Origin of the sequence: Halomonas sp. TA22, assembly GCF_013009075.1 — a bacterium.
Classification (GTDB): domain Bacteria; phylum Pseudomonadota; class Gammaproteobacteria; order Pseudomonadales; family Halomonadaceae; genus TA22.
In genome coordinates this window covers 1,534,470-1,548,171 of record NZ_CP053108.1, presented here as the reverse complement: position 1 = coordinate 1,548,171, position 13,702 = coordinate 1,534,470, and the positions used below count along the sequence as shown (strand labels likewise).

Annotated in this window: 11 protein-coding genes; 6 read left to right on the top strand and 5 right to left on the bottom strand. The window is 64.5% G+C overall.

All coding sequences use genetic code 11. The features are described from left to right. Positions 1 to 24: 24 nt before the first annotated feature. Together HJD22_RS07185 and hemP are read right to left on the bottom strand one after the other, a co-directional pair. Positions 25 to 2,010 (bottom strand): TonB-dependent hemoglobin/transferrin/lactoferrin family receptor, encoded by a 1,986-nt coding sequence (locus HJD22_RS07185; RefSeq protein ID WP_208654963.1) that lies wholly within the window; start codon positions 2,008 to 2,010, stop codon positions 25 to 27. Between the two features lie 107 nt (positions 2,011 to 2,117). Beyond that, on the bottom strand, positions 2,118 to 2,297 hold the full coding sequence (hemP, locus tag HJD22_RS07180; RefSeq protein WP_208654964.1) for a hemin uptake protein HemP: 180 nt from the start codon (positions 2,295 to 2,297) through the stop codon (positions 2,118 to 2,120). Positions 2,298 to 2,584: 287 nt separating this feature from the next. Between hemP and HJD22_RS07175 the strand changes: the two genes are divergently transcribed. From HJD22_RS07175 to HJD22_RS07160, 4 genes are all read left to right on the top strand, one after another. Continuing rightward, the gene (locus tag HJD22_RS07175; RefSeq protein WP_248730148.1) at positions 2,585 to 3,073 is read left to right on the top strand and encodes a 20S proteasome subunit A/B; all 489 of its coding nucleotides are present in this window, start codon (positions 2,585 to 2,587) and stop codon (positions 3,071 to 3,073) included. 138 nt (positions 3,074 to 3,211) lie between these two features. Next, positions 3,212 to 3,886: a zinc metallopeptidase gene (locus HJD22_RS07170; RefSeq protein ID WP_208654965.1), complete on the top strand. Its 675-nt coding sequence runs from the start codon at positions 3,212 to 3,214 to the stop codon at positions 3,884 to 3,886. Between the two features lie 115 nt (positions 3,887 to 4,001). Then, positions 4,002 to 5,564: a trehalose-phosphatase gene (gene otsB, locus HJD22_RS07165; RefSeq protein ID WP_208654966.1), complete on the top strand. Its 1,563-nt coding sequence runs from the start codon at positions 4,002 to 4,004 to the stop codon at positions 5,562 to 5,564. Continuing rightward, a complete protein-coding gene (locus HJD22_RS07160) occupies positions 5,561 to 7,999 on the top strand; it encodes a glycoside hydrolase family 65 protein (protein ID WP_208654967.1) in 2,439 nt (812 codons plus the stop codon). Before otsB ends, HJD22_RS07160 begins: the two co-directional genes overlap by 4 nt. Here the strand turns inward: HJD22_RS07160 and cmoB are convergent. The 3 genes from cmoB to cmoA are packed head-to-tail and all read right to left on the bottom strand — an operon-like array spanning position 7,996 to position 11,195. Beyond that, a complete protein-coding gene (gene cmoB / locus HJD22_RS07155) occupies positions 7,996 to 8,982 on the bottom strand; it encodes a tRNA 5-methoxyuridine(34)/uridine 5-oxyacetic acid(34) synthase CmoB (RefSeq protein ID WP_208654968.1) in 987 nt (328 codons plus the stop codon). The genes HJD22_RS07160 and cmoB overlap by 4 nt on opposite strands. A gap of 15 nt (positions 8,983 to 8,997) precedes the next feature. Continuing rightward, on the bottom strand, positions 8,998 to 10,440 hold the full coding sequence (locus HJD22_RS07150; RefSeq protein ID WP_208654969.1) for a phospholipase D-like domain-containing protein: 1,443 nt from the start codon (positions 10,438 to 10,440) through the stop codon (positions 8,998 to 9,000). A gap of 14 nt (positions 10,441 to 10,454) precedes the next feature. Next, complete coding sequence (gene cmoA, locus HJD22_RS07145) at positions 10,455 to 11,195, bottom strand: carboxy-S-adenosyl-L-methionine synthase CmoA (protein WP_208654970.1); 741 nt, start codon at positions 11,193 to 11,195, stop codon at positions 10,455 to 10,457. Between the two features lie 105 nt (positions 11,196 to 11,300). Between cmoA and pgi the strand changes: the two genes are divergently transcribed. Further along, the gene (gene pgi, locus HJD22_RS07140; protein ID WP_208654971.1) at positions 11,301 to 13,031 is read left to right on the top strand and encodes a glucose-6-phosphate isomerase; all 1,731 of its coding nucleotides are present in this window, start codon (positions 11,301 to 11,303) and stop codon (positions 13,029 to 13,031) included. Positions 13,032 to 13,059: 28 nt separating this feature from the next. Further along, positions 13,060 to 13,695, top strand: a complete 636-nt coding sequence (locus HJD22_RS07135) for a YqiA/YcfP family alpha/beta fold hydrolase (RefSeq protein ID WP_208654972.1) — start codon at positions 13,060 to 13,062, stop codon at positions 13,693 to 13,695. Positions 13,696 to 13,702 lie beyond the last annotated feature (7 nt).

Genomic DNA, 13,702 nt, shown 5'->3' with positions numbered 1-13,702 from the left:
TTCAGGCTCCTTGGTGAACACTCTTCACCATTGCATGCTGATACTGGCGAGCAGGCTGCGCCCGTCGCCGAGGCTGCCGTCGGGGCGGTACCAGACCTTGTCGGCGACGTTGCGCAGCTTGAACGAGGCCGTGAGGTCGGGGGTGAAGCGCCACGCCAGCTGCAGGTCATGCAGGCCATAGCCCGACAGTCGCTCGTCGTCGTCCTGCTTGTCGAAGGCGCGTGCAAAGCGGCCGCGCCAGCCTAGCGTCAGATCCGGCGCGGCGAAGCGGTAGTCGACGCCGGCGAGCGCCTCCAGCGGGGTCAGGCTGCCCAATGCTTCGCCAGTGTCGCGGTCGCGGCCGCTGACCTCCGAGAGGCCGATGAAGGTGTCGAGCCCGCTCACGGCGGCGGGGCTCCAGCCAAGGCGGGCGTCATACCCCCACAACTGCGCGCGGGATACGTTCACCGCCTGGGTGGTACCGGCCATGATGTCGACCTGGGTATCGATGAAGTCGTCGGCGCGGGTATCGAAGTAGCTGGCGCGCAGCTGCCAGTCGCCGATGCTCAAGGCCAGGCCGCTCTCCCAGGTCTTGCTGGTCTCCGGGTTCAGCTCGGGGTTGGGCACCCAGTTGTTGTCGGGCATGCAGAAGAACGGCGAGACGCAGAAGCCGGCGAAGTGACGCTCATCGGCATACAGCTCGGAGAGCGTCGGGGCGCGGAAGGCCTCGGCGTAGCCGCTGTAGAGCATCAGCCCTTCGCTAGGGCGCCAGGCCAGCCGCAGGCGGGGAGAGAATTCTCCTTGGTCGCTCGCGCGCCCCTCGTTGTCCTCGGCGCGGTAGTGGTCGTAGCGCGCGCCAAGGCCGAGGTCGAACTCGCCGGGACCGCCCTGGCCCAGATAGCGGCCAGCCGTCAGGGTGTCGTCGAGATAGATCGCGGCGGTATCGATATCGGCACGGGGAAAGCCCGAGGCATCGAGACCGGGGCGCTGGGTGGCGTGATTGACTTCGGCGCCGAAGGCCAGGGTCTGGCCGAGCCAGCCATGATCGAGCCGGTGATAGCCATCGCTCTGTACGCCAAGGCGCTGCTGAGTGCGCTCGGCGGCGCTCTCCTCGATCTCCTGGCGATTCAGGGTGATGCGGCTGTCGAGCTGGGTGTCGATGTTCGGCGACCAGCGGTGACCGAGCTGCAGGTTGTCGCTGGCGGTGGTGCGATCGCGCAGGCTGTCCGCGTCCAGTTGCTGCGGATTGGCGGGCTGGGTGGCATCCTCGCGGTAGTGCTGCCAGCTGGTGAACAGACGGTGGTCGGGAGCGAGCTGCCAACCCCCCTTGGCCAGCAGGCTGTCGAGGGTGGCGTCCTCCTCGGCACTCTGGCCACCGGCGCGGCGAATGTCGCCCGATTCGCTGCGCCCCAGGGACAGCAGACCATCGACGCGGCCACGCGTGGTATCGCGCTTGCCGAACAGGCTCAGCGAGCCGCCGAGCTCGTCGCTTGCCGTGGCGCCGCGCAATGAGAGGCGAGCGCCGCGGGTCTCGCCGGGACGCAGCAGGTCTTCGGCATCCACCGTCTCGAAGCTGACCACGCCGCCCATGGCATTGCTGCCGTATAGGCTCGAGAGCGCGCCACGAGCGATCTGTACCTCGCGCAGCAGCGCCGGGTCGAGGAAGAAATTGCCCATGTGACCGGTATCGATATCCTGGCGCACCCCGTCGAGGCGTACCAGTACGCCGTTCCTGTCGAAGCCGCGCATGCTCAGCGTCTGGCCGTTGCGGCGCCCCTGGCCTGCGACGTGCAGGCCGGGCTGGTCGGCGAGGATATCCTCGACACGCGAGGCGGTGGTGAGTGTCGCGTCGTCCCGTTCGATGACATCGACGATCAGCGGGGCGCGAAATGGATCCGTCGGTGCCCGGGTACCGGTGATCTGCAACGGTGCGAGTTGCTGATCGTCATTGGGGAGTGGTTCCTGGCCCAGTGTCAGACCGGAGAGAAGGCTCAGCGCGAGGGCGCCGGTGCAGCTCAATGCTCGCTTCATGTTCCTGAAGTTCCCTTAGTATGATCAGGAGATGGCGGCTGGCTGGGTGGCGATGGCTACCTGGCTGGCTGTTATAGGTCTGGTAGTGCCAATGAAAAAACTATCTCTCAGGAGGTGAGAATCAACTTGCCGTTACGTGTCTCGCGCAGCTGGTAACGCTTGCCGCGATGCTCGATGATCAGTTCGCCGCGAGAGTCGAGCAGGGCCTGGCTGTCGATGCGCTTGCCAGCCGTATCCTGGTGGCTCTCTCCTTGTGCGGGTGGCATGCGAGGGGGGAGCGAGCTCATGATCGTCATCCTGAATGAGTTTTTGTATCAAACAAGAACAATTGTCATTTGTTGCAGGGCAAACGTCAAGCGACTACGCATGGTGGAGGTCGCAATCGTCCGATTAACCTGAAGGAAGACGCGCTACTCAGGCCATTGTCGAGGCGCTGAGCTTGCATGATGGATGAACAATTCTTGCCCATTTTGCCGCTATCGTGCTCAGGCGGAGCACGCGCCGAGAGGGCAAGAATGACTTCCTTGCTCTGGGCTAGGCTTCGAGCATTTCGCCGCCACACGAGGTACGCCGCATGACCACAATCGTATGGGACGGAACGACACTGGCGACGGATTCGCTGATCAGCGTTAATGGCTCGACCTACAACCATTCACAGAAACTCTTTCAACTCGACAATGGCGAGTGGGTGGCATTCGCCGGCGAACAGCAGGGCTGGTGGGAGGTGATGGAGTGGCTCAACGCGGGAGCCCCGCGCGCGAGCAAACCCCATGTATCGCGTATCGAGATGATCATTGCAGGCCCGGATGGGGTCTTCGAGATGTTCGATCGACTGGTCAGAATGCCGGTCAAGGGGCCGGTGGCCTACGGCACCGGCTGGAAGTGGGCCCTGGCCGCCATCGATCATGGCAAGAGTGCGGTGCAGGCCGTCGAATATGCCGCGACCCGCGATCACGATACCGGCGGTGAGGTGCAGTCGGTGTGCTTGGCGCCGCTGTTCGAGCGTCCTTTCGATCTGACGGCGCCTGCCGAGGCATTGCCAGCGGAGCCGGCCACCGCCTGAAGTGTACCCATGCCCTCGTAACGATGACGATTGGCCCCAGGCGGGCCAATCGCGTTTCTGTGTGTCAATCGCTCGGGCCGGCCTCTTCCGTTATTCTATCCTGATCAGGTTCCGACCCGGCACGGAGGATAGTCATCGATGTTCGTACTACTGCTGGGGCTGCTGCTGTTGCTGTTCATCCTGCCCAACGTCTGGGCCAAGTGGGCGCTTGAGCGCCACGCCACGCCGCGCAACGATTACCCCGGTACCGGCGGCGAGCTGGCTCGACACCTACTGACGCGGCTCGGCATCGAGGGGGTGGAGGTGGAAGCCACCGAGCGGGGCGATCATTACGATCCCCAGGCGCGCCGGGTCCGGCTCTCCCATGAGCACTATGCCGGACGTTCGCTTACCGCCGTGACCGTGGCGGCGCACGAGGTGGGCCATGCGATACAGCATCATCAGGGCTATCAGCCGCTGCTGGCGCGCACGCGCCTGGTAGGCGTTGCCCAGCACGCCGAGAAGCTCGGTGCCGTACTGATGATGGCGGCACCGCTGCTGTTTCTCCTGACACGCATGCCGGGTGGCATGTTCATCGTGGTGGGGGCGGCAGTGATCAGCTTCGGTACCGCCGCGCTGGTGCATCTGGTGACGCTGCCGGTGGAGTTCGATGCCAGCTTCCAGCGCGCCCTGCCGCTGCTCAAGGGTTACATTCCCCCCTATGACATGCCCGCCGCTCGGCATGTGCTCACGGCGTGCGCGTTCACCTACGTTGCCGCGTCGCTTGCCAGCATTCTCAACCTCGGCCGCTGGCTGGTGATCCTGAGACGCTGATCGCTGCCGTCGCGCTTGCTGAGCTGCCTTGACCTGTTCCGACGTCCTGACTGCGCTACGCTTGTCACTGTGCGTATAGTGGTAACCGTCTAGGCAACGGCTGAGGGTGAACCGGATGTCCCGAGAGTTGAGTCAGCACGCTATCGATATCACCGCATTCCAGGCCGGTGTCTTCGATCTCGATGGGGTCGTGACACGGACGGCAACCGTGCACAGTGCCGCCTGGAAGCAGCTTTTCGACGACTACCTGAGCGAGAGGGCATCGCGCGCAGGCGATACGTTCCAGCCCTTCGACGAAGCGTCGGACTATCTCACCTACGTCGATGGCAAGCCGCGTTACGCAGGGGTAGCGAGCTTTCTTCAATCGCGAGGCATCTCGCTGCCCCAAGGCAGTCCGGAGGACGCGCCGCAGCGCGAGACGATCTGCGGACTCGGCAACCGCAAGAACCAGCTGGTCGGCAAGCTGCTGGCCCAAGGCAAGGTCGAGGTATTCGCCTCGACGGTCACCCTGCTGGAACGCTTGCGCGAGGCGGGGGTGAAGACGGCGCTGGTGTCGTCGAGCGAGAACGCCGCCGCGGTCCTCGAAGCGGCTGGCTTGAGCCACCTGTTCGACGTGCGTGTCGATGGTATCGAGTCGCGCAGGCTCGGCCTCAAGGGCAAGCCCGACCCTGATATCTTCCTCGAGGCCGCCAGCCAACTAGGCGTGGCGCCGGCGCATGCCTTTGCCGTCGAGGATGCGATCTCCGGCGTTGCCTCGGCCTATGCCGCCGGCTACGGGCTGGTGATCGGCGTCGACCGCGTTGGCCAGCGCGATGCCCTGCTCGAGCAGGGTGCCGATCTTGTGGTGGAGGATCTGGCCCCGTTGGAACGCCACGACGAAGCGACGCTGCCGGATGCTCTCGAGCACTTTGCTGCGATCGCCAGGCGACTTGAAAGCGCACGCCCCGCGGTGTTCCTCGACTATGACGGCACCCTGACCCCGATCGTCGATCGCCCCGAACTGGCGGTACTCGACGAGGCGGTGCGCGACACCATCCGCCGGCTTGCCGAGCGCTGCACCGTCGCCATCGTCAGCGGCCGCGACCGCGCCGACGTGGAGCGCCTGGTCGGCCTCGACGAACTCATCTACGCCGGTAGCCATGGTTTCGACATTGCAGGCCCGGATGGCCTGCACAAGCATCATGAGCGTGCCGAGGCATTCCTCGCCGAACTCGACAGCGCCGAAGCGCAGTTGCAGGCACGCCTGGATGGTGTCGAGGGGGCGCTGGTCGAGCGCAAGCGCTTCGCCATCGCCGTTCACTATCGCCTGGTGGCCGAGGCCGACCGGCCGGCCGTCGAGGCTGCCCTGCAGGCCGTTGCCGAGGTCTCGCCCGGGCTGCGTCGCACCGGCGGCAAGATGATCTTCGAACTGCGCCCGCGTATCGAATGGGACAAGGGGCGGGCGGTTAGCTGGCTGCTCGAGGTGCTGGAGCTGCTGGGCGATGGGGTGATGCCGATCTATCTCGGTGACGACGAGACCGATGAGGATGCGTTCAGGGCGCTGCGTGAGCGGGGCGGCATCGGCATTCTGATTACCCGCGAAGAGCAGCCCACGGCAGCGCACTATCGTCTCGAGACCCCCGCGGCAGCCGGCCGGTTGCTGCAGGCGCTGGCCATAACGCAAGAGGCGCAATCATGAGTCGCGGGGCGCTTGAATATGACGACTTCGACCCACGTCAGGAGGCGCTGCGCGAGGCGCTGTGTACCCTGGGCAATGGCTATTTCGCCACGCGCGGCGCGGCGGAGGAGAGCGAGGCGGGGGAGATCCATTACCCCGGTACCTATCTCGCTGGCGGCTTCAACCGTCTCAAGACCGAGATCGCCGGGCGCATCATCGAGAACGAGGACCTGGTCAACTTTCCCAACTGGCTCTGTCTCTCCTTTCGTCACGCGCAGGACAGCCCTCGGGAGGAGGGCGAGTGGTTCAACCCGCTGGCGGTGGAGCTGCTGCACTACCGCCAGCGGCTCGACCTGAAGCGTGGCCTGCTCGAACGCGACATCCGCTTTCGCGATCGCCACGGGCGCGAGACGACGCTCACCACCCGGCGCCTGGTACACATGGACAACCCCCACCTCGCCGCCATCGAGTGGCGGTTGCGTCCGGAGAACTGGTCGGGCAGCATCGTGGTGCGCTCCGCCCTGGATGGGCGCGTCATCAACGCCGGTGTGGCCCGCTACCGCGAACTGGCCAGTACGCACCTCTCTCACCTCTCCAGCGAGCCCGTGGGGCAAGAGTCGATCCGTCTCAATGTCGAGACCTGTCAGTCGCGGCTGCGGGTCAGCGAAGCGGCGCGCACCCGTGTTTACCAGGGAGCGCGCCTGGTCGACGCATGCCGCCGGGCTCTCCAGGAGCAGGGCTATATCGCACACGAGCTCACCCTGGACCTTGCGCAGGGTGAGGGGGTGAGGATCGAGAAGGTGGTCAGCCTCTATACCTCGCGGGATAGCGCCATTTCGGAAGCGGCACTCGCCGCCGAGGAGGCGGTGCTCGAGGCAGGCGACTTCGAGGCACTGCTCTCGCGCCACGTCCAGGCGTGGTCTCGGCTGTGGCAGCGTTGCGACGTGACGCTCAAGAATGGCGAACGCTCGCAGATGGTGCTGCGACTGCACATCTTTCATCTGCTGCAGACCGTCTCGCCGCACAGCATCGATCTCGATGTCGGGGTGCCGGCGCGGGGGCTGCATGGCGAGGCCTATCGGGGACATATCTTCTGGGATGAACTGTTCATCTTCCCGTTCCTCAACTTCCGCATTCCCGAGATTACCCGTGCCCTGCTTCAGTATCGCTACCGGCGGCTGGGCGCCGCGCGTCGGCTGGCACGCGAGGCCGGTTATCGAGGTGCCGTCTACCCTTGGCAGAGTGGCAGTAGCGGGCGCGAAGAGAGCCAGCTCGTGCATCTCAATCCCAAGTCCGGACGCTGGGTCGACGACAACAGCTCGCTGCAGCGGCACGTCAACGCCGCCATTGCCTACAATGTGTGGCGCTACTATGAAGTGACCCAGGATATCGACTTTCTCGGCTTCTATGGCGCCGAAATGCTCTTCGAGATCGCCCGCTTCTGGGCCAGTGCGGTGACCTGGAATGCCGAGCGCGGGCGTTACGACATTCGCGGCGTGATGGGGCCGGACGAATTCCATGACCGCTACCCGTGGTCCGACACGCCGGGACTCGACAACAACACCTACACCAACCTGATGGTGGCCTGGTTGTTGCGGCGCGCGCTTGACGCTCACGCGTTGATCGGCGCCGAGTGTCGCCAGGAGCTGGGCGAGGCGCTTGCACTCAACGACGCCGAGCTGAGCCAGTGGGATGCAATCAGCCGCCAGCTCTATGTCCCGTTTCATGCTGACGGCATTCCCAGCCAGTTCGAGGGCTACGAGCGGCTCGAGGAGTTCGACTGGGAGGGATACAAGACCAGATATGGTGACATCCACCGCCTCGACCGCCTGCTCGAGGCGGAGGGCGACAGCGTCAATCGCTACAAGGCTTCCAAGCAGGCCGATGTGCTGATGCTCTTCTATCTGTTCTCCGCCGATGAGCTGGCTGAACTCTTCACGCAGCTCGACTACGCTTTCGACCTTGAACTGCTGCCCAGAACCATCGACTACTACCAGCATCGCACCTCGAACGGCTCGACGTTGAGCGGCATCGTCTCCTCCTGGGTGCTGTCGCGCTCCGATCGTGCGCGCTCTTTGGCGCTGCTCGAAGAGGCACTGGAGAGCGACATAGCCGACGTCCAGGGCGGCACGACGCCCGAGGGGATACACCTAGGTGCCATGGCCGGCACCGTCGATCTCGTCCAGCGCGGCCATGCCGGACTCGAGGTGCGGGATGGCCTGCTCAGTCTCAATCCCTGCCTGCCTGAGCCGCTTAAGCAGCTACGCCTGCGTCTGCGCTACCGCGGCCACTGGCTGGAGGTCGAGATCGACGGCGACGAGATGCACCTGCACGCCCCGGAAGGTTGGTGTGGCGTCGAACCGATCATGATCCGCGGCCAGCAGCACACCTTTGGTGCCGGCCACCGCCTTCGGCTTCGCTTCGATCATGATCAGGCGCGCTGGGAGGCGTTTTAGTCCGGCTTGCTGGCAATCAGCACCGCACGCCTTGGCGCCGGGTAGCCTTCGATGGTCTTGCTGTGATCGGCTGGGTCGAGGAAGTCGGCCAGCGACTGAAAGGACATCCACTCGGTGGAGCGCTGCTCGTCGAGCGTGGTTAGCGCCTCGTCGACGATGCGCACGTCGCGAAAACCACAGCGTTCGAGCCAGTGGCGCAGGGCGCGGGAGGAGGGCAGGAAGTAGACGTTGGGCATCGCTGCGTAGCGCTCGCCGGGCATGAAGACCGTGCTCTCGTTGCCCTCGACCACCAGCGTCTCGAGCACCAGCTCGCCGCCAGGTCGCAGTGCCTCCTTGAGCTGAACGAGATGCTCAAGCGGCGATGCGCGGTGGTAGAGCACGCCCATCGAGAAGACGCTGTCGAAGAAGGCGAGTCGTTCGGGAACGTCCTCGATGCCCACCGGCAGGAAGTGGGTACGACCGCCATCGGCATCGCCGATGAAGTGGCGCACCGCCTGAAACTGATAGTAGAAGCGCGGCGAGGGATCGATCACCAGCACGAAGCTGGCCCCGGCCCCGGTCATGCGCCAGGCGTGATAACCGCTGCCGCCGCCGACGTCGAGCACGCGTCGTCCGGCGAGCGGCGTGAAGTGCGGTGCGACGCGCTGCCATTTCCAGTCCGAGCGCCACTCGGTGTCGATATGGATACCGCCCAGCGAATAGGGGCCCTTGCGCCATGGCGCGAGCTTGCGCAGCAGGTTGTCGCACTGGCGTCGCTGGGCATCGCTCAGGGCGAGCTTTACCGTGACGCAATCCTCTTCCAAGCTAACCTGGCGCTGCTCGGGCAGGGTGGGCAGCTTGGCCACGGCCTTCTCCCAGGCGGGCAGGTCACCGTGTCGCTTGCGGTCGAGCCCCCGAGCCAGCTGCTCGGGAAGCCGGGCGAGCCAGTGTTCCAGGCCCTGGTCGATAAAGGCGCGGTAGAGGTCGCGGTGCGGGTGCTGCATCTGAAAATCCTTGCATCAGAAGGTGGACCAGCCGCTGGCTTCCATGGCGCGATAGCGCCAGTAGCGCAGCCTCGAGCTGTCGGCGTAAGCGCCATATTCGACGCTATGGCGTTCGCCATCGAGATTGTACCAGTGGCGTTCGAAAGCGGCCTGGGCCTTGGCGATGACCGGATGATCGGCAGGGGCGACGAGCTCGACATCGACCTCGAAGTTGAGATCGTCGAGGCTGCGGCGGGTGTAGTTGGCCGAGCCGAGCAGCAGCAGTGCCGGGCGGGAGCCGCCGCTGCGCAGCAGCAGCTTGCTGTGCGCTTGCTCGCCGTGAGTGTCGCTCCAGCGCACCGTGATGCCGGCACGCACTAGATCTCCTGCAGCCTGCTGGTTGGGCATGCCCGCGCTTTCGCGGCCGAAAGCGCTGTCATTGGGGTCGAGTAATACGCGGATCGTCACGCCGCGCTTTCGCGCCTCGCGCAGGGCGGCGATGACGCGGCGGTGCGAGAGATAGAGCACTTCGAGGTCGATACGCTCGTCTGGCCTCGCCTCGGCGATGGCGCTCAGCAGTGCGTTGCTTATTGCCCCTTCGCTGATCACTCGCAGCCGGGGGGCGTCGGCGAGGAACTTCGCATTGCCGGCGGGGGGTATTGGAAAGGAGACAGGAGGTCGTGCAAGACCCGAGAGCGCGGCGATCTCGAGCTCCGAGGCGAGCAGTTCCAGCACCGCGTCTCCGGAAAAGCGCAGGGCGACGTCGCGATAGGCGCTGCTGCCGTCATCGGCATTGGCCGAGCTGACCACGGCGGTCCACTCATCGCCTTGGTCGACGACCAGCGTCTTACGGTGATTGGCACTGAAGTTGAGCGCGGCGAGATAGCTTCGCAGCGTCACCTTGCCCGGCCCCAGCGGATTGACCAGCCAGGCACCTTGCGGCGAGTTGCCGAAGGGGCGGATCAGTAGCCGCCACAATGCCGTCCAGCTCGGGTTGGCGTCGCGCCCGGCAAGTCTGTCGCTCACCACCACATGGACACCGGCCTTGCACAGATCGTCGAGGTGAGTGGCATGGCGTCCGCCATAGACGCTGTTGATGGCATCCGTGATCACTACGATCTCGATCCCAGGGCAGTCACGCTTGCGTGCAAGCAGGGCATCGCGCAGCTCGATGGAGATCTGGCGGTGGCAGTCGACACGCTCATCGGCCGGGTCGTTGAACTGAAAGATGTCGATTACCACCAATCGCCTGGCCTGGGCGATCAACCGAAATATTTCGTCGAATATCGATTGGCGGCAGCACCGCGTGCCGCTGCTGTCGAGATAGCTCTCGTCGAACAGCAGTGCGAGGTTATTGGCCTGCCGCCACGCCCCGTCGAGATGCAGCCCCGACGGCAGCGGCTTTCGCGAGTGCCACCAGGCTGTGCCCAGATAGAGGAGCAGGGCCAGGCCGAGGGCCAGGATGAGCAGCACGGACATGGCGATTCCAGACGTCAGGTTTTGAAGGCGATCAGCGAGGCAAAATTGAGGTACTGGAACCAGACATGGCTGCGCTGGAAGCCGGCCCTGGCGAGCCGCGCCCGGTGCGCCTTCAGGGTGTCGGGCATCAGCACGTTCTCCAGTGCCGTGCGCTTCTGGCTGATCTCCATGTCGCTGTAGCCGTTGGCACGCTTGAAGTCATGGTAGCGCTCGACGAGCCAGGCATTCTCCTCCTCGTCGGGAGCGACGATCTTCTCGGAGAGCACCAGCACGCCACCGGGTTCGAGGGCGGCATAAAGACTGGCGATGACGTCGTCGCGATCCGTGGGCGGTAGAAACTGCAGCGTGAAGTTGAGCACGATCATGCCGGAAGGCCGGTAGTCGAGGTGGCGGATATCACCTTCGACGATTTCCATGGCATGATCGGGGTATTCGCTGGAAAGCGTCTGGCGAGCACGTTCGACCATCGCCGGCGAGAGGTCGACGCCGGTCAGGGAGAAAGCCTGGGGGGAGAGCCGCCCGGCCAGTGCCAGCCCCACGGCCCCAAGCGAACACCCCAGATCATAGACATGCGCCCCGTGGCGCAGGTGGCGAGCGGCGATCACGCCGAGCATGCCCAGGATCTGGCCGTAGCCTGGTACCGAGCGGCGAATCATGTCCGGAAAGCAGGCCACCACCTGTTCATCGAAGGAGAAACGCGCCACCCGGTCCAGAGGTGTCGAAAAGATGGCGTCACGGTAAGATGCGTTACTCATGATGTAAGAAGACCTGGCAATCGGTTCAGGGTATTTTACGCAAGGCACCGCCATGCTGCACGAAGGCATGACGAGGATTCATAAGTCATCAGGGAGTGAGACACAATGAAAGAAGGTTCGACTATCAGCCAGCGTCCGGCATGGCAGGCCCTCGAGGCGCATGCGCGTGAGGTACGCCAGCGCCATCTGCGCGACCTGTTCAAGGAGCAGCCGGACCGCTTCGCGCGCTTCAGTCATCAGGCGGCCGGCCTGACCCTGGATCTCTCGAAGCAGCGCTGGTGTCCGGAAACCTTCGATCGGCTACTGGAACTGGCACGTGAAGCCGATGTGCCCGGTGCCATTCAGCGCTTGCTCGATGGCGAGCGCGTCAATCTCTCGGAGGATCGTCCTGCGCTGCATACGGCGCTGCGGTTGCCACCCGAGGCGCAACTGGTCGTCGAAGGTGAGGATGTGGTACCCGCCGTGCACGAGACCCTGGCGCGGATGGAGGCGATCGTCGATCAGATGCACGCCGGCCAGTGGCGGGGCGCGACCGGCAAGGCGATCAGCGATGTCGTCAACCTCGGTGTGGGCGGCTCGGACCTCGGCCCGTTGATGGTGACCCATGCCCTGGCCGACTATCGCCCCGAAGGCATCCACGAGATTCATGTGCACTTCGCCTCGACCATGGATGGCTCGCAGCTTGCCGACTACCTGACTCGGCTGAATCCCGAAACCACGCTGTTCATTCTCTCTTCCAAGTCATTCACCACCATCGATACCCTATCCAACGCGCGTACTGCCCGCGACTGGCTCTACTCGCGCCTGGTGTGCACCAAGGAGGAGGGCGACAGCAACATCGACATCGACCGCCACCTGGTGATGCGCCAGCACTTCATCGGCGTATCGGCGAGCCCCGAGAAGATGAGTGAATGGGGCATCGCGCCGGCCAACCAGCTGGAGTTCTGGGAGTGGGTCGGTGGCCGCTACTCGCTGTGGGGGGCGATCGGCCTGCCCATCGCGCTGGTCATCGGCATGCGCCATTTTCGCAAGTTCCTGGGCGGCGCCCACGCCATGGATCGGCACTTCCGCGAGGCACCGCTGGAGCAGAACCTGCCGGTGCTGCTGGCTCTGGCCGGCATCTGGAACGTCAACTTCCTGGATATCCGCGCCCACTCGATCCTGCCCTACGACGGCCGTCTCGAATATTTCGCCAGCTACCTCGAGCAGCTGGAGATGGAGTCCAATGGCAAGTCGGTCACCAACGATGGCAAGCTGACCGACTACTCCACCTGTCCGATCCTGTGGGGCGAGCTTGGCCCCAATGCCCAGCACGCCTTCTATCAGCTGCTGCATCAGGGCACCCAGGCGGTGGTATGCGACTTCATCGCTCCCATGCGCCGCTACGACCGTGTCGAGGACGAGGCGACCCGTGCCCACCTCAAGACCCAGCATCGCCTGACACTGGCCAACTGCTTCGCCCAATCGCGGCTGCTGATGCTCGGCGACGATGCCATCGATGACGATGGCCCGCGTCCCAGCCACAAGCGCTATCGCGGCAATCAGCCTTCGTCCACGCTGCTGCTGGATCGCTTGACCCCCTCGACACTCGGTGCCCTGATCGCGCTCTACGAGCACAAGGTGTTCGTTCAGGCGACGATCTGGGGCATCAACCCCTTCGATCAGTGGGGAGTGGAGCTCGGCAAGCAGATTGCCGGCGAAACCGAGGAGATCCTGACGTCGCGCCAAGGACTCGAGCACATGGACGACTCCAGTCGGGGTTTGATCGAAGCGCTATGGAGTGCCGAGGATCGCGCCCTGCGTGAAAGTCAGCGGCTGGAGAAGGAGTTGTCTTGACCCTGTTGTTTTATACAGGTATTGCGTTATGCTAGGCTCCCGTGGCGAAGCGGTTCCCGTCACGGGGGTGCTCTATCTGCATGGCTTCAATAGTGGTAGCGCCTCGCCCAAGGCTCGGCTGATGAAGCTCGCCTGCCGGCGTCTGGCGCTGCCTTGCCTGGCACCGCAGTTGCCGCATCGCCCCCGGGAGGCCCATGCGCTGGCCGAGGGGTGTCTGACCAGGCTTGGGCCGAGTCCACTGCTGGTGGGCAGCTCGATGGGCGGTTTCCTCGTCAGTTGCCTGGCCGAACGCCATGACCTGCCGGCGGTGGCGATCAATCCCGCGGTGCGCCCGGCCAGGCTGGTCGAAGCATGGCTGGGGCAGGGCTTTGTCAATGCTTATACCGGTGAGCGTTTCAGTGTCGAGGCCGCTCATCGCGACGAGCTAGAAGACCTGACACCGGCTCGCCTCGATCCCAGCCGTTACCTGTTGCTGTTGGGCACGGCCGATGAAACCCTCGATTGCCGCGACGCATTCCATGCCTACCGGGGGGCGCGTATGATTCTGCATCCCGCTGGCGATCATGGTTTCACTGCCCTTGGCGATTATTTGCCGGCAATCCTGGCGCATGGGGGCCACTGCCTGGCGCCTGAAGCGGTTCCCGCCAATTTGGATGGCACATGACACCAGG

What these genes read in the sequence shown, in the direction of transcription:
- HJD22_RS07185 (WP_208654963.1), bottom strand. Translation starts at nt 2,010, where the DNA reads ATGAAGCGAGCATTGAGCTGCACCGGCGCCCTCGCGCTGAGCCTTCTC.
- hemP (WP_208654964.1), bottom strand. Translation starts at nt 2,297, where the DNA reads ATGAGCTCGCTCCCCCCTCGCATGCCACCCGCACAAGGAGAGAGCCAC.
- HJD22_RS07175 (WP_248730148.1), top strand. Translation starts at nt 2,585, where the DNA reads ATGACCACAATCGTATGGGACGGAACGACACTGGCGACGGATTCGCTG.
- HJD22_RS07170 (WP_208654965.1), top strand. Translation starts at nt 3,212, where the DNA reads ATGTTCGTACTACTGCTGGGGCTGCTGCTGTTGCTGTTCATCCTGCCC.
- otsB (WP_208654966.1), top strand. Translation starts at nt 4,002, where the DNA reads ATGTCCCGAGAGTTGAGTCAGCACGCTATCGATATCACCGCATTCCAG.
- HJD22_RS07160 (WP_208654967.1), top strand. Translation starts at nt 5,561, where the DNA reads ATGAGTCGCGGGGCGCTTGAATATGACGACTTCGACCCACGTCAGGAG.
- cmoB (WP_208654968.1), bottom strand. Translation starts at nt 8,982, where the DNA reads ATGCAGCACCCGCACCGCGACCTCTACCGCGCCTTTATCGACCAGGGC.
- HJD22_RS07150 (WP_208654969.1), bottom strand. Translation starts at nt 10,440, where the DNA reads ATGTCCGTGCTGCTCATCCTGGCCCTCGGCCTGGCCCTGCTCCTCTAT.
- cmoA (WP_208654970.1), bottom strand. Translation starts at nt 11,195, where the DNA reads ATGAGTAACGCATCTTACCGTGACGCCATCTTTTCGACACCTCTGGAC.
- pgi (WP_208654971.1), top strand. Translation starts at nt 11,301, where the DNA reads ATGAAAGAAGGTTCGACTATCAGCCAGCGTCCGGCATGGCAGGCCCTC.
- HJD22_RS07135 (WP_208654972.1), top strand. Translation starts at nt 13,060, where the DNA reads ATGCTAGGCTCCCGTGGCGAAGCGGTTCCCGTCACGGGGGTGCTCTAT.